Consider the following 23,274-nt stretch of genomic DNA (forward strand, 5'->3'; position numbering starts at 1 on the left):
GTTTCAGTCGCCGCGCCTGCCCTCGTCCGCGTCCTCCGCCACCTTGAAGGCGATGCCGTCGAGGATGTCGTGCTCGCTCACCACGACCTCCTCGGCGCCGATCCGCTCCATGATGGCGAGCAGGACCAGCGCGCCCGCGGCGATGACGTCAACTCGCCCGGGATGCATGGACGGTACGGCCGCACGCTCCGCGTGGGTGGAGCGCAGAAGCCATTCGGTGATCTCCCGGACCCGCTCGTGGCTGATCCGCGAGTGGTGGATGCGGGTCGAGTCGTACTCGGGCAGCTCTTGCGCGATCGCCGACACGGTGGTCACGGACCCGGCGAGCCCCACCAGCGTGCGCGCCTCACGCAGCGGCACCGTCTCCTCGGCGAGATCGAGCGCCGCCTCGATGTCGGCCCGCATCGCCGCGATCTGCTCCGCGGCGGGCGGATCGGAGACGACCCCCTCCTCCACCAGATGACGCTCGGTCATCCGCACACAGCCGACGTCCACCGAGCGCGCCGCGCGGACGTGCTCCTCACCGACGACGAACTCGGTCGAGCCACCGCCGATGTCCACGACCAGGTAGGGCTTGGGGAGGTGGTCGTGTTCCGCCAGCTCCTTCGTCGCGCCCGTGAAGGAGAACTCGGCTTCCTGGTCCCCCGTGATGACCTCGGGCTCGACACCCAGGATGTCCATGACACCCCGCACGAACTCGTCCCGGTTCTCGGCGTCCCGGGAGGCGGACGTGGCCACGAAGCGCAGCCGCTCGGCGCCGTGCTCCTTGATGATCGCCGCGTACTCACGACAGGCGGCGAAGGTACGCTCCAGCGCCTCGGGAGCGAGCCGGCCGGTCCGGTCGACGCCCTGCCCGAGCCGCACGATGGTCATCCGGCGGTCCAGATCGACCAGTTCACCGCTCTCCGGGTGCACGTCGGCGACGAGGAGCCGGATGGAGTTGGTACCGCAGTCGATGGCGGCGACGCGGGTCATGGCGGGGCCCTTCTGTGGTCAGGTGAACTTCTCGGCACCGGTCAGCTGCATTCAGCCCGTCTGGTGTGTGAGGACGAGGCCCTTTCGGGGCCGACGGGGTCCAGGGGGCGGAGCCTCCTGGCGGGGGCGAGGTCACTCGCCAGGAACCACGCATGGCCCCTTGCTCCACCACTCCGGCAGCATCGCAATCGCCTCGTCCCCCAGCGGATTCACCCCCGGCCCCGCGGCCAGCGAGTGTGCGACCAGCACATGCAGGCACTTCACCCGGTCCGGCATCCCACCCGCGCTCGGAAACCCGGTCAGCTCCTCGATCTCGTCCCGGCGCCGAATGTAGTCCTCGTGGGCGGCACGGTAGGCGGCAGCAAGTTCCGGGTCCGTCTCCAGCCGGGCCGTCATCTCCTTCATCACCCCGTTCGCCTCCAGCGTCCCGATCGCGGAGTTCGCCTTCGGGCACGTCAGGTAGTACAGCGTCGGGAAGGGCGTGCCGTCGGGCAGCCGCGGTGCCGTCTCCACGACGTCCGGCTGACCGCACGGGCATCGGTGCGCGATGGCGCGCAGCCCGCGCGGCGGGCGTCCGAGCTGCTGCTTGAAGGCCTCGATGTCCGAGTCGGTCGGCTCTGTGCGCGGGGTGGCGGGCGGGGGCGTTTCCATGCCTGTACGAAAGTCTCTCTGAGGTGTCTGTCGGTTCACTGATCGGAGGCGTCGGCCTTGTCGACCCCGTCCCAGATGTTCGAGTACCAGGGCCGGTCGGCCGCGTCCACATCGGCCCGTGCCTGCTTGGCCGCGTCCGGGTCGACCATGATGTAACCGGTCTCCCCGGGCATCACATAGTGCAGCCGCTGCCGGATCTGCTGCTCGGCGTACGCGTCGTCCTGCCAGCGTGCCTTGAGGTCGCGCAGCTGCTCGACCCGCTGGGCGGCCTCTTCCTTCTGCCGCTGCAGATCGGCGATGTCGGCGCGCTGGGAGACGTACTGCCTTATCGGGTAGGCCAGCGCCACCACCATGGAGCAGACGACCAGCGCGAGCAGCGCGGCCCGTCCGGTGAGCCTGGAGCGCCGGGCCTGCCGCTTGGTCTGGGAGCGGTAGACCCGGGCAGCCGTCTGCTCGCCGAGCAACCGGATCCTGGTCGCGGTGGAGAACCGGTCCCGGTCCTTCACGGCCATCTTCCCCGCCTCCCGTTTCACACGCGTACGTCCCCGCACACGGTACGGGACCGAGTACGGGGACGTACGTATGCCTGGCTAAGCCTTAACCCTTTACGGCTGTGGCTCTACGGTCAGCCCTTGAAGCGCGGGAACGCGCTGCGCCCGGCGTACACCGCCGCGTCGTCGAGGATCTCCTCGATGCGCAGCAGCTGGTTGTACTTGGCGACGCGCTCGGAGCGGGCCGGGGCGCCGGTCTTGATCTGGCCGCAGTTGGTGGCGACGGCCAGGTCGGCGATGGTGACGTCCTCGGTCTCGCCGGAGCGGTGGGACATCATGCACTTGAAGCCGTTGCGCTGGGCGAGCTCGACGGCGTCCAGGGTCTCGGTGAGCGAACCGATCTGGTTCACCTTCACGAGCAGCGCGTTGGCGGCGCCGTCCTCGATGCCGCGGGCCAGGCGCTCGGGGTTGGTGACGAACAGGTCGTCGCCGACGAGCTGGACCTTGTCGCCGAGCTTGTCGGTGATGACCTTCCAGCCGGCCCAGTCGTCCTCGAACAGCGGGTCCTCGATGGAGACGAGCGGGTAGGCCGCGACGAGCTCCTCGTAGTACTCCGTCATCTCGGCGGCGGAGCGCTCCTTGCCCTCGAAGAGGTACTTGCCGTCCTTGTAGAACTCGGAGGCGGCGACGTCGAGCGCGAGGGCGATCTGCTCGCCGGGCGCGTAGCCGGCTTCCTTGATCGCCTCGAGGATGAGGTCGAGGGCCTCACGGTTGGAACCGAGGTTCGGGGCGAAGCCGCCCTCGTCACCGAGGCCGGTGGCCAGGCCCTTGCTCTTCAGGACCTTCTTCAGCGTGTGGTAGACCTCGGTGCCCCAGCGCAGGGCCTCGGAGAAGGACTCCGCGCCGATCGGGGCGATCATGAACTCCTGGATGTCCACGTTGGAGTCGGCGTGCGAGCCGCCGTTCAGGATGTTCATCATCGGCACCGGCAGCAGGTGCGCGTTCGGGCCGCCCAGGTAGCGGAAGAGGGGCAGGTCGCTGGCCTCGGAGGCGGCGTGGGCGACGGCGAGCGAGACGCCGAGGATGGCGTTGGCGCCGAGGGAGCCCTTGTTGTCGGTGGCGTCCAGGTCGAACATGGCCTGGTCGATCAGGCGCTGCTCGGTGGCGTCGTAGCCGACCAGCTCCGGGCCGATCTGCTCGATGACGGCGAGGACGGCCTTCTCGACGCCCTTGCCCAGGTAGCGGTTGGGGTCACCGTCGCGGAGCTCGATGGCCTCGAAGGCGCCCGTCGAGGCGCCGGACGGGACGGCGGCACGACCCGTGCTGCCGTCGTCGAGGCCGACCTCGACCTCGACCGTGGGATTGCCTCGGGAGTCCAGGATTTCCCGGGCTACGACGACGTCGATGGACGGCACGAGCATCTCCTTCTTGGGATGTGACGCGGGTACGCAGACCGTGGTGGGTACTGCGAGACGAGCCTAACCGGCTCACGCCGATCGGCCAGCGGTCGACCGGCCCGTGGACAGAACCGAGAGTAAATTGTTTCCGAACGGAACAAAAACCCCCGTGCGCAAAAGGACTCCGCCACAAAACCACCCCGCACAAAAGACCCCGCCCCGGTGCGTACGGGGGAACACGCACCGGAGCGGGGAGCTTGCGGGGACTACTTCAGGTGCAGCTGCTGACCCGGGTAGATCAGGTTCGCGTCCTCGACGATGTCCTTGTTCAGCTGGAAGAGCTTCTCCCAGCCGCCCTTGACGTCGTGCTTCTCGGCGATCGAGCTGAGGGTGTCACCCTTGACGACCTTGTACTCGCCGTCGCCCTTCTTGACCTTCTTGCCGGTCGGGGTGGTGACGGTCTTGGTGCTCTTCTTGGCGGCCGGGCGGTCGGTGGAGCGGGAGGCCGACTGCTGCTCGGTGGAGCGCGTGGTCGTCCCGGTGCTCTGCGAGGAGCCGCTCGCCGAGGAGCCGTTGTAGGCGGCGCCGGACAGGCCGGTGCCACAGTTCGGCCAGGCACCCTTGCCCTGGCTCGCGAGGACCTTCTCGGCTATCTGGATCTGCTGGGCCTTGGTGGCCTGGTCGGCGGTGGAGGCGTACGCCGTGCCGCCGTACGCGGCCCAGGTGGAGGCGGAGAACTGCAGGCCGCCGTAGTAGCCGTTGCCGGTGTTGATCGACCAGTTGCCGCCGGACTCGCACTGGGCGACGGCGTCCCACTCGGACGCGGTGGCGGCGGAGGCGCTGCCGGCCGCCATCAGCGGGGCGGCGACGGCGGCGGCACCGGTGACGCCGACGACGGCGATGGCGCGAGCGGCCTTGGACGGACGGCGGTGCTTGCCCTTGCTGGAAAACAGCATGGAGAGATCCCCTCACCGACGCCTGCGAGGTGAGCTGTCGGGTTCGGGCCGGTTGAGTTGCCCGGCCACGCACGGTCGCCTCTCGGCTCCCGTTGCGCGGCTTCACCCCTAGCCGAGTCCGGCCGTGCGACCCCGAAGGGCCTCAACTGCCGGACCCGGCGCCTACCTTGGGTCCCCCGCTCCTGCCTACGGCGCTTGACGCGACGACTGTTCCCGTGCGGCCGCTGGCAGGATTCGGCGTTGCGGCAGCCGGGGCTCGGATTGCCGAGCGATCACGACCGTAGACACCCGAATCCCGGATTTTCAAAGACGATCAGGGCTTCTGAGATCTATCTCTCACTACATTTAAAACGGACATTCAACGCGAACCGTGACGCGAACTCCCACTGTTTTTCGCCCTGTTCGACCCCTGTTCGCCCCTTATTCGGCGGGGACTTTCAGGGTCTGACCGGGGAAGATGTGGTTGGCGTCAGTGCCGATGGCGTTCTTGTTCGCGTCGTACAGCGCGGACCATCCGCCGTCGAGGTCAAGGGAGTCGGCGATGGACGCGAGAGTGTCGCCGGCGCGGACGGTGTACGAGGCGTGGCGGCCGGAGGGCTTGGCGGCCCTGTCGGCGACGTCACTCTCGTCGGCACTGTCACCGCGGTGACGCCCGGAGCCGGCCGTGGCGTCGGCCGCCGCGTCGGCCGTTCCCGCATAGATCGCCCCGGTGTCGGCGAGGCCCCAGGAGCCCACGTCCTGCCCGGAGTTGTCCCGGTCGCCGCTCCCGGGCGTCTCCGTGGCGGGGTCGCCGGACGACTTCGAAGCCTTTGCGGAGGGTGACGTATCAGACTTCGCGGAACCGTCCGCCGAAGAGGAAGAAGAGGGCGAAGAAGAGGAATCCTGGGACGATTCGGACGAACCGCCGGGAGAGCCGCTCGGCGAGCTCGAGGAGTCCGACGAGTCGCCGGACGAGCCCGAGGGCGACGAGGAACCGGACGAGCCGGAGGAATTGGATGAACCAGATGAGCCGGACGAGTTGGACGAATCCAGCAATCCGGAGGATCCGGACACCTCCGACGGCGAGTCCTCCGCGACGCCGGTGTCCAGGTCGACCGAACCGGACTCCTTGGTGAGCCCGTTGAGCACGGCGCAGGTACCCCAAGGGCTGGTGCCCCGGTCCTCGAGGATCTTCTGAGCGACGGCGATCTGCTGGGAGCGGCTCGCGAGGTCGGGGCTGGAGGCGTAGTCGAGACCGCCGTACTTCTCCCAGTCCCCCTGGGTCAGCTGCAGTCCGCCGTACTGCCCGTTCCCGGTGTCGGCGCTCCAGGAGCCACCGCTCTCGCACTCGGCCACCTTGTCCCACACGGTGCCCTCGGCGGCGCTCGCGCCCGTGGCGCCGAGCAGCGGGATGGCGATGGCGGAGCCGGTCACTCCGGCCGCGACGATGAGGGCCGGAGCCTGGCGGGGGCGACGGTGACGACCGTTCCCGGAGAGCATGCGGGGACCTTTCGCGAGACAACAGGGACCGGCGCGACGGGTGATGCCGGGTGATGCAGGGGCCGCGCTGATCCGTGAACGTATCGGCAGTCGATCACTTGTCACAAGTTAATGCCGCGTAGATCACGTGAAGATCACAGACTTGAGGGCTTCTCATCTCCTGGTGTGCGACAGGGCTGTGCGGGGTAGGTGGAGCGTTTCGCTCCGTTCAGTGACCGGGCGGCTGTGAAGTGCGACGGCGGCACTGCGCTCGCGAAGGCGACGGCACTGCGCTCACGAAACCGGCGTGAACCGGACGGGCAGCGTGCGCAGTCCGCGCATGATGAGGCCGCCTCGCCACCGCAACTCGGCCGGGTCCACCGCGAGTTCCAGATCCGGGAGACGGGTGAGCAGCGCGGCGAGGGCGGTCTGGCCCTCCAGCCGGGCGAGCGGGGCGCCGAGGCAGTAGTGGATGCCGTGGCCGTAGCCGAGGTGCTGGTTGTCGCGGCGGCCGAGGTCGAGGACGTCGGGGTCGGCGAACCGCTCGGGGTCCCGGTCGGCGGCGGCCAGGACGACCAGGACGGGGTCGCCGGGTGCGATGTGCTGCCCGCCGATGGTGAGCGGTTCGGTGGCGAAGCGCCAGGTGGCGAGTTCGACGGGGCCGTCGTAGCGGAGGAGTTCCTCGATGCCGGTTTCCAGGAGGGCGGTCTCTTGGGCGGCGAGGGACTTCTGGAGGCGGGTGCGCTGCTCGGGGTGGGCGAGCAGGGCGTAGGTGCCGTTGCCGATGAGATTGACGGTCGTCTCGAATCCGGCAAACAGGAGGATGAAGGCCATGGCGGCGGCCTCGTTCTCGGTGAGGTGCTCGCCGTGGTCGGAGGCGCGGATGAGGCCGGAGATGAGGTCCTCGCCGGGGGTGGGGCTTGCGGGGAGCGCCTCGCGCTTGCGGTGGATGAGATCGGCCAGATAGCCGCGCATCTTCTTGACGGACCGCGCGACACCGCCCCTCGGGCCGCCCTGGTGCCGGATCATCATGCCCGCCCAGTCCCGGAAGTCGTCCTGGTCCTCGCGGGGGACGCCGAGCAGGTCGCAGATGGCGTAGATGGGGAGCGGGAAGGCGAACTCGTGGATCAGGTCGGCGCTCCCCTTCCGCGCGAACCCGTCGATGAGGTGGTCCGTGAGCTCCTGCACGCGGGGGGCGAACTCGGCGACCCTGCGGGGCGTGAAGGCCTTGGAGACGAGCCGGCGCAGCCGGGTGTGGTCGGGCGGGTCGATGTTGAGCAGGTGCGTCATCAACTCGGCCTTGCGCTCACCCGGGATACCGGTCTTGCCCTTGGCGTGCGCGGGTTCGTCGTGGTGGGCCGGGTTCTTGGAGAGCCGGCTGTCGGCGAGGGCCTGCTTGGCGTCGGCGTAGCGGGTGACCAGCCAGGCTTCTACGCCGCTGGGCAGGCGGGTGCGGTGCACGGGGGCGTGGTCGCGGAGCCATGCGTAGGCGGGGTAGGGGTTGGTGGCGAACTCCCAGGTGAAGAGGTCGGGGGGTGCGGGGGTGGGGCCGGCGGGGGTGGGCTGGTTGGTCACTCCTCGACGGTATCCGGAGGGGCGGTGTGAGTGCTGCGGGGAGGCAGCGGGAGCGTTTTGAGGAGGTCGGCGGAGTCGGCGGTGTCGGCCTTGCTCAGCCATTCATCGGCCTCCGCCGACTTGCCCTGCTTCTTCAACAGCAGCCCGATGGCCTTCGCAGCACCCGGGGTGTCCCCTCCGAGGGCTTGGCGGTACAAGGCCATTGCATCGTCGAAGCGGCCCTGACGCTCCATCGACGCGCCGAGTGCACGCGCCGCGTTCGCGTCTCCGCTCTCTGCCGCCTGCCGGTAGAAGCGATCCACCTCGTCCTTGTCGTGCTCGGTCTGACACGAGAGGTAAAAAGCCAGTTCAGCCGCGGCACGCGGGTCACCCCATTCAGCCCCGTAGCGCAGCCAGACCTCCGCTTCGGGATGGCGCCAGCTGCTGAGCAGGGTGCCCATACTCGCGGCGACCTCATGGTGTCCTACGTGCACAGCTTTGAGGTACCAGCGTTCCGCTTCGTCCTCGCGCCCCGCCCCTACCAGCATGTCACCCAGTTCGTGCGCCGCCGCGCCGTCTCCCGCCTCGGCCGCCGTACGCAGCCAGTACTCGGCCCGTTCCCGCAACAGGCTGCCGAGCCTCGCCGCGGCCTCGGCGCTGCCTGCCTCGGCCACCTGCTCCAGGTAGTCGAGCGCGTCACCCGCCTCCCCGCGGTCCCGCAGGACGTCCGCCAGCTCCACGGCCGCCCACGCATCCCCCGCATCCGCCGCCCGCCGCAGCCACCCCTCGCGCTCGTCGCCCTCGGTGTGGCGCGCGAACCCGAGCGCCACCACCGCGTCACCCGACTCCACGCGGTCCTGCAACGCAGTGCGGGCCGCCTCCAGGACAGCGGTGAAATCCAGCGCAGCGCCCGGCTCCCGGGCGGCGTCGAGCAGCGTCCACCACACCTCGTCCGGCACCGGCTCCAGGTCGCCCGACCGCAGTGCCTCCGCAACCAGCGCCCCGTACGCCCGCCAGGTGCCGTCCTTCTCGCCCGCCACGAGCAGTCCCGACACCCCGAACATCGGTGCCCTCGCCCAGGTGAGGGCGTCCTCGAACGACTCCCGGTCCTCCGGCCGGTACTGCTCCTGGACCCTTCCGAGCAACTCGGCCGGCACCGCTCCGGTGACGCCGCACCGGGCGAGGTCGACGGCCGCCCGGACCAGCAACTGCCCGCGCGGGTGCTCCAGTTGCGTGCCCACGCGGCGCCACTCGTCGTACAGGTGGTGCCCGACGGCGAAGTACGAGGCCACTCCCTCCCGGCCGCTCCACATGTACGCCGGATACGCCCGCGGATCGTCGAGCGCCGCCAGCCGTGCCAGTTCGTTCTCGGTCCACTCGCGCGCCAGCTCCACCGTGCGCGCCGCGGCGACGACCCGGTCGCCGGGGGCGGTCCCGGTGCGGCGCCGGTAGTACTCGGCAGGACTCATCGTGGCCAGCACGACGACGCCGAGATCCCTGAGCCGCCCGAGCAGCCGCAGATCCAGGCCGCCCGCCGCGCCGAGATGGCCGGTCAGCTCGTCCAGCCAGACGACGTACTCGCCGGGGTTGCCCTGCAGTGCGGCGACCAGAGGCCGCAGGTCCTCTCCGGGGTCCGGGGCGTACAGGCGGTGGCCCTCCAATAAGCGCACGCCGTGCCATGCGGTGTACGACTTGCCCACGCACGGTTCGCCGAGGATCAGCACGAGGCCCTTGTCGGCCAGCCTGGCCCGTAGCCCCTCCTCGCAGTCGCGCGGCACATACGGCGGTACGTCGGGCAGCCCGGGCACCGGCCGGGTCGGGCGTACGCCGAACTCCAGCGGGCTCACCTCACCGACCGGCCTCCACTGCGCCGGCGGGGGCACGGCGCCGTAGTGGTTGTGCTGCACGCCGACGACCCGGTCGTGGAACGTGGAGTCGCGGAAGTCGATGTGGTCACCGGCGATGTGGTGGGTGATGCCGCCGGTCACCAGGCGCGCGTTGTCGCCGGTCATCGCGAAGCCGATATCACCGCCCGCCGCGATGGAACGAGGACCGCTTGCCGTGACGCCGGGGGTGGTGCCGGGCGGTGGAGGTGTCGTGGCGGGGGCGGGCTCGGCGGCTATGGCCTGGAGGTCGGAGAACTCCTTGGGATGGTTTCTGCGCAGGGTCGACAGCAACCTGACCCAGTCGCGGGCGACCGAGCTGTCCAGGGTTCCCCCGCCCGGTGTCCGGAACCAGAGTTCCACCGCGCCGGGGACACCCGTCCGGTCCAGGACCTCCACGAGCCGGCGCGATGCGCCCGGCGCGTCGCCCATGGCACGCACCAGCGCGTCCCGCAGCTCCTCCAACTCCCTTGCCACACCGGCCCCCACACCTCGCACCCGCCCGTTGCCCCAACGGTACTAAGAGGACACTCCCTCAGCAGCCCGCACGGCGTCCCGGTAGGCCCGCGCGGCCACCCGCAACGCCGCCTCCGGATCGACCCCGGCCGCCTCCGCCCGCACCGCCATCGCGAGCAGCTCGTACCCGATGCCCTCCCCCGTCGGCAGCGGCACCTCCAGTCCCGCCGTGCGGACCCGGGACGCCAGCTTCGCCGCGAGGGCGAGGCCGGGCTGGCCCAGGGGTATGCCCTCGGTCACCGACTCCCGCTGCTTCTCCACGGCCTTCGTGCGCAGCCAGTGCGCCTTGACCTCCTCGGGGGTCGTGGCCGTCTCGTCGCCGAAGACGTGCGGGTGGCGGTGGATGAGCTTGGCGACGATGCCTCCGGCCACGTCGTCGATGGAGAAGGGCGCCTGCGGGTCCTCCTCCGCGATCCGGGAGTGGAAGATGACCTGCAACAGGACATCGCCCAGTTCCTCGCGCAGTTCGTCGCGGTCGCCGTCCTCGATCGCCTCGACGAGTTCGTACGCCTCCTCGATGCCGTACTTCGCCAGGCCCTTGTGGGTCTGCTGGGAGGACCACGGGCACTCGACGCGGATGCGGTCCATGACCTGGACGAGGTCGAGGAGACGGGCGCCGGGCAGGTCGTAGGAGGCGGGGAGCAGCTCCAGCTCCGGCATGCTGACGCGTCCGGAACCGGCGAGGCGGGCCAGGCCGTCCGTCAGGGCGGGCTCGCCCTCGCCGGTCGCGACGACCACGACCGTACGGCCGCCGGCGCACGCGTCGATCAGTTCCTCGGCGCTCGGGGCGGCCTCGTCGACGGCTATCCCGGCCTCCCGCAGATAGGGCAGCTGCGGATGCGCGCCGTCCGCGCACAGCACGCGGTCGGCGCCGTGCAGCGCCTGCCACGCGGGCCAGGAGAGCAGGCCGGGGGCCACGCGGTGGCTGGTGGTGAGCAGGACGATGCGGCCGGGGGCGGCTTCGGCGGCTTCTGGGCTGGTTGCGTTCACGATCCGAACGTAACCCACGTCGCCGACGGCACCCCGAGTTATCCACAGGCCGGCTGTCCACAGACCGGCTGTCCACAGGCTGAGTAGCCGACGCCCGTACCGTCACATCGGCTGCTGGATCCCCGCCGCCGTCACCTCGCGCACCCACGGCGTCTTCGCGTCGGCCCGGCTGCTCTTCTGGACGTCCCAGGTGCCGTAGCGCGGGTTGAGGTCGATGTCGAGTTTCTTGGACGCCTCGGACAGGGCGTTCCAGAAGGCGGGCTTGCCGGTGTCGGTGCCGAGCGCGGTGGCGAGTTTCTGGGCCTCCAGCTGGAGGCGGAGGTTCTCGTCGAGGCGCTGCGGGGGGATGCCGTACTGCTGGAGCCAGGCCGCCTCCAGCGCCTTGGCCCCGCCGACCTGCTCTTCCAGGCCGCTGCGCATCCGCTGGAGCTCCTTGCGGGTGACGGTCACGCCCGCGTCCTGGGCCGCGCGGTGCAGCACCTGGTCGAGGACCATGGTGTGCAGGACGTCGCGCGGGAGGGTGCCGGACTTGGCGACGACCTGTGAGTACTGGGCGTCGTCCGGCACGGCAGCGCGCTGGGCCGCGCGCACCTCGCTCACCCTGTTCTCCAGTTGCGCGACGGTGATCCGCTGGCCGCCGACGACGGCCGCCGCGCCCGGATGCGCGTCGTTTCCGCAGGCGGTGAGGAGAGGCGCCGCGGCGATCGCGGCGGAGAGGAGGAGCGCGGTGCGACGGCGGCGGTGCAAGGAGACCTCCCGAGGAGAGCTTGTGCGACGGTGCACAAAGTCTTGCGGTGATCGATGGTAGGCAGTGGGCAAGCTCTGGCCAACCCATTCGACCAACGATTCATCAGGACTTCGGGCACCGCCCGCCGCCCGCATGGCGGGTCGGTCCGTCAGCCGGTGATGGCCACCGGGGCGTCCCACGCGTCACGGTCCACGGTGATCGTGTAGCCGTTCCGGGTCTCCTTGCTGTTGACCATGTACTGGTGGCCGCGGCTGTGGCCGGTGTACTGGGTCGAACCCCACGGCCAGTCCGCCGTCGTGGTGTTCTGCTTGTCCCACAGGGCGTACCAGAGGTTGCCGGGCAGGTCCGTCCTGTCGGTCGCCGTGGCGACGGCCTTCGCGCTGGAGCTGGTGAAGCCGTAGAAGCCGGCGCGGTAGATCTTGGCGCGCAGTCCCTTGTCGAAGGCCCGGACGTACGTCAGCACGGCGTCGTTGCACGCCTTGTTCGTGATGTCGTACGGCTCCGTGTCGAGGTAGATCGGGCTGCCCGCCTTCATGCCGAGCGCGGAGGCCTTGGCCACGGCGTCCGCCGCGTCGCTCGCGCCGAGGGAGGCGGCCGTGGAAGCGGTGAGCTTCTCGGGGTTGGAGCCGGTCTGGCAGGGCGGCTGGGCGCCGACGTAGATGGGGATGAGCTTCCAGCCCACCGTGCTGACGGACTTCACCCAGGAGGCGGTGAGGTTGGGCTGGGAGCAGCCGCGGTTCTTGCCGCCGATGTAGACGGCGGCGGCTCCGTAGAAGCCGGTGTGCCAGGCCTTCATCGCGGACAGGGAGGGCGCGGCGCAGGTGTCGAAGGCGCGGCCCGTGTACGTCTTCTGCGCGGGCCAGGTCGTCGCGGCCATCGAGGTCTGCGCCGCGATGCCGGCTCCGGCGACGACGGCGGCTCCGGCCACCGCCCAGGTGACGTATCTGCGCTTCTTCGACTGACGATGGCTGGACATGGATGACCCCACCCCTGGTTGCGTGCATGGCCCGGCAAAAGGAACCGCAACCTATCCGGCGTCGGTCATGCGTTCGGGAAACGCCGGCCCTGCGAGGTCACAAGAGTCGCTCAGGGATCGGCAAAATCTAGCCGCGCACCTGCCCCAGCCACTGCAGCGTGCGCCGTACCTCCCCCGCGAGGGGGTGGCCGGGGCCCCGCAGACGCTCCACGTCGAGCAGCAGGCGGGCCAGGGTGTCGTGGGCGGCGGGGCGGTCGCCGAGGGCGAGCAGGAGGTGGCCGATGCGGCGGCGGACGTCGTGGGCGAGCTCGGGGTCGCCGGAGACGTACTGGTTCTCGTAGTACGGCAGCAGCGCCCGGTACTCGGCGAGCGCGGCCGCCGGTTCGCCGAGCTGTTCCAGGCACTGGGCGGCGTCGTAGCGGAAGCGCAGGGACTGCGGGTCGGCCTGGCCGGCCTCGGCGGCGCGTTCGTCGGCGAGACGGCGCAGTTCGGGCAGCGCACGCCGGTACTGGCCGTCGTCCATGAGGGTGGCCGCGTACTGCTTGCGCAGGGTGCGCACGACCGGGGAGTGCTCGCCGTGCTGCTCGGCCGCGGTGGGCAGGATCGCGCCGAGGATGTCGACGGCCTGGGTGATACGGCCCTCGCCGAGGAGGCGCTTGACCTCGTCGACGGCGCGGGCGACGTCCGGCTTGTCGTCGGCGGGGGTGATCGGAGTGGCGGGCGCGGGCTGGGGCGCGGGGGTGCGGGCGCGGTCCGGCCACGGGGCGTGCGGGCGCAGGAAGGGGCGGGTGGGGTCGAGGGGCGCTCCGGTGGGTGTCCCGCGCGCGGGCAGGAGCCGCGCCAGGTCCTCGTACACCTCCTGCGCGGAGGCGGGGCGGTGCTGCGGGTCCTTCGCGAGCAGGCGCAGGACCAGAGCTTCCAGCGCTTCGGGGACCTCGGGGCGGGTGCGGCGCACGGGCAGCGGCGGCTCGTACAGATGCCGGTGCAGCACGCCGAGGGCCGTCGATCCCGAGAACGGCACGTCGCCGCTGAGCAGTTCGTGCAGGAGTACGCCGAGTGCGTACAGGTCGGTGTACGGGCCGACCGCGCCGCCCATCGCCTGCTCGGGGGCCATGTAGGCGGGTGAGCCGATGGGGGTGCCGGTGTGGGTGAGACGGGTCGTGTCGGCGTCCATGACCGAGGCCACGCCGAGGTCGAGGACGGTGACCGTGCCGTCCTGCTTCACCATCACGTTGCGCGGCTTGAGGTCGCGGTGGACGATCGGCACGGCGTGCACGGCGCTCAGGACGGCGCACAGTTGCGCGGCGACGGCGACCGACCACTGCCAGGGATACGGGGTGTGCTCGGCGAGATGGGCGGAGAGGTCGACGCCGTCGACGTACTGCATGACGAGGAACAGTTCCTCGCCCTCGCTGCCCGCGTCGTGCACGGTGACGAGCCCGGGATGGTCGACCTGCGCGGTCACCCGGCACTCGCGCACGAACCGGCGGCGCAGCTCGTCGGCCTCCTGCCCGGCCACCTTGTCCGGGCGCAGCAGCTTCACGGCCACGCGCCGGTCGAGCCGCTGGTCGTACGCCGTCCAGACCTGTCCCATCCCGCCCTGTCCGATGAGCGTGGACAGTTCATAGCGGCCGGCGACGACCCGTCCTGCCGCCACGGTCACCTTCCGCCCTCGTGGTTGCCGTCCTGCCGGGTGTCGTGCTGGCGCAGGTAGTCACTGAGCTCGTCGAGCTCGGCGCGCACCTGGTCGATGCGCGCGGGTGCGGGGCGCTGCGGAGGCGGCGGTACCGGGGTCCGGGACATCGGCGGCTGGGGTGCCGGGGTCTGGGGTATCGGAGTCTGGGGTATCGGCGATCCCTGCGGCACGGTCGTGGCGGTGTACGGTGACTGGGGCTGCGGATAGCCGTAGGCGGGGGCCGGTGGCTGCTGCGTGGTGTAGCCGGGGAAGCCGAGCTGGTGGAAGTGGCGTATCTCCGCGGAGAGGTAGTACGCGATCGAGGCCACGAGGCCGCCCAGGACGAGGGCGAGACCCGTCCAGCCGCCCGGGGTGTGGATCTCGTCGCCGGGCTCGGAACCCATCAGGTACAGGCCGAGGAACTCCACGACGATCGACGCCGCGAACAGCCACCAGTCCAGCGCCTTGCGGGTCACGATGGCCAGGCGCAGCATCATCGTCCACATCAGCAGGCCGAAGCTGCACACCGAGAGCACGACGAAGAGCACGCGCAGGAAGACCAGCACCCCGGTGGGCGGCGGCTGCTTCACCGGCTGCGTGTAGCCGTGGCCTTGCATGGCTGCTCCTGATGCCTGAAGTGGGCGTACGAGGCCGACCGACCCTGTCCGGTGCGGGCAATCCCGGTCGTGCGACTGTCGCTTCGAGCGTATAGGTCGACACCGACAAACGGTCACCGGTTGTACCGAACCGTTGTCGTGCTGATCACTTCGTACGACCCCGCAGGGTACGGAGGCCCGGCTTCCGGCCTAGAGCGGGTGCCGCATCCACACATTGGGCTCGACGTACACGGCGAGGTCGCGCTCCGGCTCGCACCGCACCGGCACCAGCGCGCCGGGGACCTCGATGTCGCCCGCCGTGTCGAAGGGCAGGCCGGTCCAGGTGCGCCACTGCTCCAGTGAACCGGCGACGGTCATGGAGGCCGGGGCGATGGAGTCGATGGCGGCGCCGGCACGGGCGTGGACGCGCAGCCACGGGTCGTGGGGCAGGCCGTCGGGGCGCACGCGGTGGGCGTACTCCTCGATGGGGGTGTGCGGTTCGAGGTGCTTGGCGTTGGGGCGGACCGGGGCGACGACCTCGCCGAAGCCGTGGGCCCGGGCGTTGTCGCGCATCGCGGAGAGCATCCGGGCGGACAGGCCGCTGCCCTGGGCGTGCGGGGCGATGACCACGGAGATGGCGCTGACCGTGTCGGGCCGGGTGCCCTGCCGCAGGTCGGCGAAGGCCCACACCAGCACCTCGGCCCAGCCGCGGGCGGGCAGCCGGCCGCGCCCCTCGGCGGCGAGGGCGAACGGGACGCTGTAGGCGTGGGCGACGACCTCGCCGTGCTCGTCCTCGGCGAACAGCGCGTACTGAGGGAGTTCGCGGGGGATCCGGCCGTAGTGGGCGTCGCCGACGAGGTCCTGGATCGCGAACTCAGGCCAGGTGTTGGCCATGCCGACGACCCGGTCGAGCATCTCGGGGCGTTCGGCGAGGCTCGATACCTTCCATTCCATGCCGGTCACCGTAAGCGCGGGACGGCCGCGCGGGACAGCCGTTTTCGACGCACCCCTCGACACCCCCGATGCCGTGTCGCGCCGCGAGGTCACCCGCCGCACTGACGCAGCATCATCTCCTTGTCGGCGGCCGTCACCGGCAGGTCGTACTTCAGTGACACCTGGGCGAAGCGCACCGCGTACGAGCAGCGGATCCCCTTGTTCGGGGGCAGCCAGGACGCGGGGCCGGAGTCGCCCTTGGAACCGTTGGTCGGGCCGTCGACCGGTATGAGGTTGAGGGGGTCGTTGGCGATGTCCTCGCGCTTGCCCTTCGGCCAGCGGGAGGCGCCCATCTGCCAGTCGTACGACAGCGGCATGACGTGGTCGATCTGTACGGTCGTGGCACGGGACTTGGCCCACTCGATCGTCCGGCCGGTGTAGGGGTCGCGCAAGGTCATGGAGGTCACGACGCAGTCCGAGCCGGAGCGGAAGCGGACGTCCTCGCCGTCGCGTTTGAGGAGGTCGTTGCGGGTGTCGCAGCCGTTGCGCGCGAACGGGATGCCGCCCGGGGCGGAGTCCATCCAGGCGTAGCCGAACTTGTCCCGGTCGTAACCCGTCCTGGGTCCGCGGCCCTTCGTCGCCACCTTCTCGATGAGGGCCCGCGCGTCGGCCCGGTCGGCGTCCGAGGTGAGGGGCGCCAGACCCGGTTTCGTGCCGTCGGGGTTGTCCAGCGGGCTCGTGGCGCGGCCGGATCCCGTGGCGGCGACGGAGCCGGAGGGCCCGCCGTCCACGGGCAGGTCGACGTTCTCACACCCCGCCAGGACCAGCACCGTGCCCACCATCGCCGCGGCGCTCGCCGCCCCGCCCCTCAGACCCATCACGATGCGCGCCTTCCCTTGCTGCCGGTTCCGCCCCGCACAGGCGGCTTTCCCTGGTACACGGTCGCGGACACGGTATCGACCCGGCGCACGGCGGCATTCAAGAGGTCCAGACCATAACGGTCTTAATCGCGCATACCTCGCAACCCGGGCGTATCGTCGGTGGTGATCGGTGATGAATCACCTCCGGAAGGAGCTCTGGATGGGCATCTTCGACAGGTTCAAGAACCGTCAGGCGCAGGACAGGGCCAGGGACGTGTCCGACGCCGCGGAACGCAAGGTCAACGAGAAGACGGGCAACAGGTACGAGGGCCGGACCGACGAGGCGCAGCAGCGGATGGAGCGCGAACTCGGCATCGACCGCGACAGGCCCGAGCAGCCGTAAGGCCGGAACCAACGGAGGACCACGACCCCTGCCGGGCATGGCGCCGACGCGGGGAAGCCCCGCGAGGGCACGCCCCCACCGCCTCTGCCGGCGCCCGCACCACGGCCGGGCCTCGCTGAACCACCTTGCCAACAGGGGCCGTCCGCGGAGACCTGCTTACCGCGGGCGGCTTCGTGCTGTCAGCCACCGACTACCGGCCACCGGCCACGAACTACCGACCACCGGCTACGCACCACCGACCGCCCACCACTCCCGGCCACCCACCGCTCCCTCAACCGCGCCGTGAATACCCGCAGTTGGCGTCCGCCGCCCGCCTCCGGCTCCAGGCCGAGCCGGCAAAGCCCGCTCAGACCTTTCCGATCCCCAGCGTCGTCTCCGACGGCAGCAGCCCGGAGGACAGCACCGCCACCCAGAACTCGCCGAGCAGTTCCACCAGGCGGTCGATCTCCTCAAGAGTCAGGGCCTGCCACGGTGCGGCGGCGAGCCGGTCGGTGTGTTCCTCGACGGTGCGGCGCAGATCTCGGCCCGCCTCCGTGGCCGTACCCTCGGCGTCGACCAGACCTCGGGCGGCCAGGCGGGCGCGGGCAGCCGCCCATTCACCGGGGCTCCAGCCCCGGCTCTCGAAGCGTTCGACGGATGCGGCACCTATCGCGGCGAAGGACACGAGCGACTCGACGGGGTCGAGGCCGGCCACCAGCAGGGCCGCTATGTGGCCGTCGCCGCGGTGTTCGCGCAGGAGTGTCGCCGCATGCCAGAGCTGAAGGTGCGGCGCCTGCGGCCAGTCCAGGGCGGCGTTGGCCGCGGCGAGCGGGCGGCCCGCGGTGTCGGCCGCCTCGGCGGCACGGCGGGCGAGGGCGGCGGCTTCCGCCAGCTCGGGGCTGTCCGTCCGGTCGCCGAGTATCGCGCGGTAGGCCCCGTCGATCCCCCGCAGCCTCGCCTGCAACAGGGCCTCGGGATCGGCGATCTTCCACGCCGGGTCGATGTGTTCGGCGACCATGCGGGGGCTGAAGCTGTAGAAGGCGGACGCGACCCGTTCCGCGCCGACCACCCCCAACGGCGCCGCCCGGTACGGGAAGTAGCTCGGCCAGCGCTCCTCGGTGGCATAACCGAGCGCGGCCGCCTCCTCGAAGACCTCCGGCGCGTAGTACAGCACCGCGTGCAAGGGCTCCAGCAGGTGCCAGAGCTGACGTACGCGACCCGATTCCAGACCATCGTCGTGCTTCACCATGACGCGACTCCCCAGTCCGATGCCGCGGATCCCCGAGACCCACAACTTGACACTGACAAGATTGCCCGGCCGACCCGAACTTGTCAATGCCTAGATTGCGCGTACCCTGCTGACCATGACCCCCGATAAGCCGTCCGCCCGCCGCCCCTACCACCACGGCGACCTACGCCGTGCCATCCTCACCGCGGCGCTCGACGCCATCGCCGCCGACGGCCCGTCCGCGCTGAGCCTGCGCGACCTGGCCCGCCGTGCGGGTGTCTCGCACGCGGCGCCGGCCCATCACTTCAGGGACCGCACAGGACTGCTCACGGCCATCGCCGCCGAGGGGTTCGGGCTGCTCGCGGCCACGCTCCGCGAGGCCGGGGACCTCAAGGAGGCGGGCGTGCGCTACGTCCGCTTCGCGCGCGAGCACCCCGCCCACTTCCAGGTGATGTTCACCCCCGAGCTGCTGCGCGCCGACGACCTCGAACTGACCACGGCCCGCGCCCTCGCCGCCGACGCGCTCCGCGGCGCGGTCTCCGCCGTACGGCCCGAGAGCCTCGGCATCGACACCCGTCTTGCCGGCATCGCGGCCTGGTCCCTGGCCCACGGCTTCGCCACGCTGCTCCTCAGCCACAACCTCGACGGACCGGTCGGCGGCGAGGACCCCGAGGAGGTGTTCCGGACGCTGGCGGCGATGCTGTTCCGGAGGGAGCCGCGCCACGACGCTTGACCTCAAGCCCGGTTGAGATACGAGAGTGGTCCGCATGACCACCGAAGCCGCAGACAAGGCCAACCAGCAGCCGGATCCCAAGACCGACCAGCAGACGGATTTCAGGACCAACCGGCAGCCGGATCCCAAGACCGACGAGCAGGCGGACCTCGAGGCCATCCAGCAGGTCGTCGCGACCGTCGAGCGCACCCAGCGCGCCAAGGACCCCGAAGGCTTCCTCGCGCTCTTCCACCCCGACGCCCTCTGGACCACCGCCCACGGCAAGGTCCTCATAGGCCTCGACGCGATCGCCGAGTTCACCCGCGCCGTGCTGCCCGCCGCGACCTGGGACGGCGAGGTCACCTACGAGGTGGCGCACACGCAGTTCCTGCGTCCGGACGTGGCGGCCGTGAAGGTCCGGCAGGTCTACCACTCGCCCCAGGGCGACACGGAGGGCGCTCCGCTGTACGTCATGACCAGGCAGGCCGACGGCAGGTGGCTGCTGCACGCCTGCCAGAACACGGAGGTGCGGGGAGCCTAGAGCAGCAGCCTCCCCGCCTCGGAGCCGACTGGTTCACGACCCCAGGATCGACGCCAGGAACTCCCCGACCCATCCGAGCAACTCCCGCCCGACCAGCGGCTTCCCGCCCACCTTCGCGGTCTTCGGACGCGGCACCAGCACCTGGTGCACGGCCGGCTTGATGACGCTGCCCGGATACAGGCGCTTGACCCTGAGCTCCTGGGACTCGCGCAACTCCACCGGCGCGAAGCGGATGTTGGTGCCCTGCAGGACGATCTCGCCCACGCCACACGCGCGTGCCAGCATCCGCAGGCCGGCCACCAGGAGGAGGTTCTCCACCGGTTCGGGCAACTTGCCGTAGCGGTCGACGAGTTCCTCGCGTACGGCCTTGATGTCCTCCTCCGTGTTGGCGGAGGCGATGGAACGGTAGGCCTGGAGGCGGAGCCGCTCGCCGGGCGCGTAGTCGTGCGGGACGTGCGCGTCGACCGGGAGCTCGATCTTGACCTCCAGCGGCGGCTCCTCCTCGACGCCGCCTTCCAGGGACGCCCGGTAGTCCGCGACCGCCTCGCCGACCATCCGGACGTACAGGTCGAAGCCGACGCCCGCGATGTGGCCGGACTGCTCGCCGCCCAGCAGATTGCCCGCGCCGCGGATCTCCAGGTCCTTCATGGCCACGTACATGCCCGCGCCCATCTCGGTGTGCTGCGCGATGGTGGCGAGGCGCTCGTGGGCGGTCTCGGTGAGGGGCTTCTCCGGCGGGTAGAGGAAGTAGGCGTAACCGCGCTCGCGGCCCCGGCCGACCCGGCCGCGCAGCTGGTGCAGCTGGGAGAGGCCGAAGTTGTCGCCGCGCTCCACGATCAGGGTGTTGGCGTTGGAGATGTCGATGCCGGACTCGACGATCGTCGTGGAGACCAGGACGTCGAACTTCTTCTCCCAGAAGTCGACCACCACCTGCTCAAGGGCCTGCTCCGACATCTGGCCGTGGGCCGTCGCGATACGCGCCTCGGGGACGATCTCGCGCAGGCGGGCGGCCGCACGGTCGATCGACTCGACGCGGTTGTGGATGTAGAAGACCTGGCCCTCGCGCAGCAGTTCGCGGCGGATCGCGGCGCCGATCTGCTTCTCCTCGTACGGCCCGACGAACGTCAGGACCGGATGGCGCTCCTCCGGCGGGGTGGTGATCGTCGACATCTCCCTGATGCCCGTGACCGCCATCTCCAGCGTCCTCGGGATGGGGGTCGCGGACATCGTCAGGACGTCGACGTTGGCGCGCAGCTTCTTCAGCTGCTCCTTGTGCTCGACGCCGAAGCGCTGCTCCTCGTCGACGATGACCAGGCCCAGGTCCTTGAACTTGGTCTCCGAGGAGAACAGGCGGTGCGTGCCGATCACGATGTCCACCGAGCCGTCCTTCAGGCCCTCCAGGACCGCCTTCGCCTCGGTGTCGGTCTGGAAGCGGGACAGGGCCCGGGTGTTCACCGGGAACTGCGAGTAGCGCTCGGAGAACGTCCCGAAGTGCTGCTGCACCAGCAGCGTCGTGGGGACGAGCACGGCCACCTGCTTGCCGTCCTGGACCGCCTTGAAGGCGGCGCGGACCGCGATCTCCGTCTTGCCGTAGCCGACGTCGCCGCAGATCAGGCGGTCCATCGGGACCGACTTCTCCATGTCCTCCTTGACCTCGGCGATGGTCGTCAGCTGGTCGGGGGTCTCGGCGTACGGGAAGGCGTCCTCCAGCTCGCGCTGCCAGGGGGTGTCCGCGCCGAAGGCGTGCCCGGGGGCCGCCATGCGCGCGCTGTACAGCTTGATCAGGTCGGCCGCGATCTCCTTGACCGCCTTCTTGGCGCGCGCCTTGGTCTTCGTCCAGTCGGCGCCGCCCAGGCGGTGCAGGGTGGGGGCCTCGCCACCGACGTACTTGGTGATCTGCTCCAGCTGGTCGGTGGGGATGTACAGGCGGTCGCCGGGCTGGCCGCGCTTGGCGGGGGCGTACTCCACGACGAGGTACTCGCGCGTGGCGCCCTGCACGGTCCGCTGCACCATCTCGATGTAGCGGCCGACGCCGTGCTGCTCGTGGACGATGTAGTCGCCCGCCTCCAGGGTGAGCGGGTCGATGGTCTTGCGGCGCCGGGCCGGCATACGGGCGCCGTCGCGGCCGGCCGCCTTCTGGCCGGACAGGTCGGTCTCGGTCAGGACGGCCAGCTTGAGCACCGGGTCGACGAAGCCGTACTCGATCGAGCCGCAGGCGACATGGACGACGGACGGGGAGATCTCCCCCAGGTCCGCCTCCAGGCGGGCCGGCACGCCCTCGCCGCCGAGCACCTCGACCGTGCGGGCGGCCGGGCCGTGCGCCTCGGTCACGAAGACCGTGCGCCAGCCGTCGGCGAGCCAGCCCTTGGTGTCGGCGAGGGCCTTCGCGGTGTCGCCGCGGTACGCCTCGGGGGCGTGCATGCCGAGCTTGAGGGTGTCCGCGTCGAGCGTCTCGTCGGCCGCGAACGGCGACACCGACCACCACATCATGTCCAGCTCGCGCGCGCGGTCGCGGACGTCCGCGATGGACCACAGGGAGGCCGCGCCGACGTCGATGGGCGCCTCGCCGCCGCCGGCCGTGGCGGCCCAGGACGCCTGCAGGAACTCCTGACTCGTCGCCACGAGATCGGCGGCACGCGTGCGTACCCGCTCCGGGTCGCATACGACGGCCATGGCGCCCTTGGGCAGGACGTCGAGCAGCAGCTCCATGTCGTCGACGAGGACGGGGGCGAGGGACTCCATGCCCTCGACCGCGATGCCCTCGGCGATCTTGCCGAGGAGTTCGCCGAGCTCCGGGTGCTGTTCGGCGAGGGCACGCGCGCGTGCGCGGACGTCGTCGGTGAGGAGGAGTTCGCGGCAGGGGGGCGCCCACAGGCCGTGCTCGGCGATTTCGAGGGAGCGCTGGTCGGCGACCTTGAAGTACCGGATCTCCTCGACGTCGTCGCCCCAGAACTCGATGCGCAGGGGGTGTTCCTCGGTGGGCGGGAAGACGTCCAGGATGCCGCCTCGTACGGCGAACTCGCCGCGCTTCTCGACGAGCTCCACGCGCGCGTACGCGGCGGCGGCGAGGGCCTCCACGATGGTGTTGAGGTCGGCGGTCTGGCCGGTCCTCAGGGCCACCGGTTCGAGGTCGCCGAGGCCCTTCACCTGGGGCTGGAGGACGGACCGTACGGGCGCCACGACGACGGAGACCGGGCCCGTCTCGGGGTCGTCGGGGCGGGGGTGGGCGAGGCGGCGGAGCACCGCGAGGCGGCGGCCGACGGTGTCGCTGCGGGGGCTGAGGCGCTCGTGCGGGAGGGTCTCCCAGGACGGGTACTCCACGACGCCCTCCGGGGGGAGGAGGGAGCGCAGGGCTGCCGCCAGGTCCTCGGCCTCCCGGCCCGTCGCCGTCACCGCCAGGACCGGGCGGTCGGTCTCGCGGGCGAGGGCGGCGATCGTGAACGGGCGGGCCGCCGGGGGGCCGACCAGGTCGACGTGCATGCGGTTGCCGTCTGCGGCCGCCTTGGTCGCTTCCGCGAGGGCGGTGTCCTTGACTACGGCGTCGAGCAGACCGTGCAGGCTCATTCGGGGGCGCTTTCCGTCCTGGGTGGGCAACGCGAAGGGCCCGGCGCGTGGTACGGGCCGGGGGTTCCAGCGTACGTCGCTGCGCGGGCGGGTGCCGGGGGCTGTGGATAACGTCCGTTCTCTGTGCGCCGGCGCTGCGGCTCGGCTCGGCTTTTTCTCGCCCCCGCCGCCCCTACCCGTCCCATCCT

At 70.9% G+C, this 23,274-nt stretch carries 20 protein-coding genes and 1 riboswitch; of the genes, 3 read left to right on the top strand and 17 right to left on the bottom strand.

Annotated features, from left to right (window positions below; genetic code table 11):
- Positions 1-3 precede the first annotated feature (3 nt).
- From ACIBU0_RS40470 to ACIBU0_RS40540, 15 genes are all read right to left on the bottom strand, one after another.
- Positions 4-975: an exopolyphosphatase gene (locus tag ACIBU0_RS40470; protein WP_398828855.1), complete on the bottom strand. Its 972-nt coding sequence runs from the start codon at positions 973-975 to the stop codon at positions 4-6.
- A 132-nt stretch (positions 976-1,107) separates the two neighbouring features.
- The gene (locus tag ACIBU0_RS40475; RefSeq protein WP_398828858.1) at positions 1,108-1,626 is read right to left on the bottom strand and encodes a DUF501 domain-containing protein; all 519 of its coding nucleotides are present in this window, start codon (positions 1,624-1,626) and stop codon (positions 1,108-1,110) included.
- A 35-nt stretch (positions 1,627-1,661) separates the two neighbouring features.
- Positions 1,662-2,138: a septum formation initiator family protein gene (locus tag ACIBU0_RS40480; RefSeq protein ID WP_398828860.1), complete on the bottom strand. Its 477-nt coding sequence runs from the start codon at positions 2,136-2,138 to the stop codon at positions 1,662-1,664.
- Positions 2,139-2,251: 113 nt separating this feature from the next.
- Entirely contained in the window at positions 2,252-3,538 is a 1,287-nt protein-coding gene (gene eno / locus ACIBU0_RS40485) for a phosphopyruvate hydratase (protein WP_398828862.1), read from the bottom strand.
- Between the two features lie 242 nt (positions 3,539-3,780).
- The gene (locus tag ACIBU0_RS40490) at positions 3,781-4,470 is read right to left on the bottom strand and encodes a transglycosylase family protein (RefSeq protein WP_398828865.1); all 690 of its coding nucleotides are present in this window, start codon (positions 4,468-4,470) and stop codon (positions 3,781-3,783) included.
- 4 nt (positions 4,471-4,474) lie between these two features.
- Positions 4,475-4,674, bottom strand: a riboswitch (cyclic di-AMP (ydaO/yuaA leader).
- Between the two features lie 216 nt (positions 4,675-4,890).
- Positions 4,891-5,949: a transglycosylase family protein gene (locus ACIBU0_RS40495; RefSeq protein ID WP_398828867.1), complete on the bottom strand. Its 1,059-nt coding sequence runs from the start codon at positions 5,947-5,949 to the stop codon at positions 4,891-4,893.
- Between the two features lie 273 nt (positions 5,950-6,222).
- Positions 6,223-7,503, bottom strand: a complete 1,281-nt coding sequence (locus tag ACIBU0_RS40500) for a cytochrome P450 (RefSeq protein WP_398828870.1) — start codon at positions 7,501-7,503, stop codon at positions 6,223-6,225.
- Positions 7,500-9,842, bottom strand: coding sequence for a hypothetical protein (locus ACIBU0_RS40505; RefSeq protein ID WP_398828871.1), 2,343 nt, complete (start codon positions 9,840-9,842; stop codon positions 7,500-7,502). The genes ACIBU0_RS40500 and ACIBU0_RS40505 overlap by 4 nt, the downstream gene beginning before the upstream one ends.
- A gap of 42 nt (positions 9,843-9,884) precedes the next feature.
- Positions 9,885-10,871 carry a nucleoside triphosphate pyrophosphohydrolase gene (locus tag ACIBU0_RS40510; protein WP_398828874.1) on the bottom strand — a complete coding sequence of 329 codons (987 nt, stop codon included), beginning with the start codon at positions 10,869-10,871 and terminating at the stop codon, positions 9,885-9,887.
- A gap of 102 nt (positions 10,872-10,973) precedes the next feature.
- Entirely contained in the window at positions 10,974-11,618 is a 645-nt protein-coding gene (locus ACIBU0_RS40515) for a SurA N-terminal domain-containing protein (RefSeq protein WP_398828876.1), read from the bottom strand.
- Between the two features lie 149 nt (positions 11,619-11,767).
- Positions 11,768-12,595 carry a glycoside hydrolase domain-containing protein gene (locus tag ACIBU0_RS40520; RefSeq protein ID WP_398828878.1) on the bottom strand — a complete coding sequence of 276 codons (828 nt, stop codon included), beginning with the start codon at positions 12,593-12,595 and terminating at the stop codon, positions 11,768-11,770.
- 127 nt (positions 12,596-12,722) lie between these two features.
- A complete protein-coding gene (locus ACIBU0_RS40525; protein ID WP_398829002.1) occupies positions 12,723-14,216 on the bottom strand; it encodes a protein kinase in 1,494 nt (497 codons plus the stop codon).
- Between the two features lie 38 nt (positions 14,217-14,254).
- Positions 14,255-14,887: a hypothetical protein gene (locus tag ACIBU0_RS40530; RefSeq protein ID WP_398828880.1), complete on the bottom strand. Its 633-nt coding sequence runs from the start codon at positions 14,885-14,887 to the stop codon at positions 14,255-14,257.
- Positions 14,888-15,076: 189 nt separating this feature from the next.
- Entirely contained in the window at positions 15,077-15,820 is a 744-nt protein-coding gene (locus ACIBU0_RS40535; protein ID WP_398828882.1) for an N-acetyltransferase, read from the bottom strand.
- Positions 15,821-15,909: 89 nt separating this feature from the next.
- Positions 15,910-16,677, bottom strand: a complete 768-nt coding sequence (locus tag ACIBU0_RS40540) for an HNH endonuclease family protein (protein WP_398829004.1) — start codon at positions 16,675-16,677, stop codon at positions 15,910-15,912.
- Positions 16,678-16,879: 202 nt separating this feature from the next.
- Here ACIBU0_RS40540 and ACIBU0_RS40545 point away from each other — a divergent pair, with 202 nt between their 5' ends.
- Positions 16,880-17,062 (top strand): antitoxin, encoded by a 183-nt coding sequence (locus ACIBU0_RS40545; protein ID WP_398828884.1) that lies wholly within the window; start codon positions 16,880-16,882, stop codon positions 17,060-17,062.
- A 346-nt stretch (positions 17,063-17,408) separates the two neighbouring features.
- Here the strand turns inward: ACIBU0_RS40545 and ACIBU0_RS40550 are convergent, their stop codons facing one another.
- Positions 17,409-18,290, bottom strand: a complete 882-nt coding sequence (locus ACIBU0_RS40550; RefSeq protein WP_398828886.1) for a hypothetical protein — start codon at positions 18,288-18,290, stop codon at positions 17,409-17,411.
- Positions 18,291-18,405: 115 nt separating this feature from the next.
- Between ACIBU0_RS40550 and ACIBU0_RS40555 the strand changes: the two genes are divergently transcribed.
- Positions 18,406-19,002: a TetR/AcrR family transcriptional regulator gene (locus ACIBU0_RS40555; RefSeq protein ID WP_398828888.1), complete on the top strand. Its 597-nt coding sequence runs from the start codon at positions 18,406-18,408 to the stop codon at positions 19,000-19,002.
- Positions 19,003-19,036: 34 nt separating this feature from the next.
- On the top strand, positions 19,037-19,522 hold the full coding sequence (locus ACIBU0_RS40560) for an SgcJ/EcaC family oxidoreductase (protein ID WP_398828891.1): 486 nt from the start codon (positions 19,037-19,039) through the stop codon (positions 19,520-19,522).
- 33 nt (positions 19,523-19,555) lie between these two features.
- On the opposite strand, the gene mfd is transcribed toward ACIBU0_RS40560, so the two are convergent.
- Complete coding sequence (mfd, locus tag ACIBU0_RS40565; RefSeq protein ID WP_398828893.1) at positions 19,556-23,086, bottom strand: transcription-repair coupling factor; 3,531 nt, start codon at positions 23,084-23,086, stop codon at positions 19,556-19,558.
- Positions 23,087-23,274 lie beyond the last annotated feature (188 nt).

The sequence above is a fragment of the Streptomyces sp. NPDC049627 genome, assembly GCF_044465645.1.
Lineage (GTDB): Bacteria > Actinomycetota > Actinomycetes > Streptomycetales > Streptomycetaceae > Streptomyces.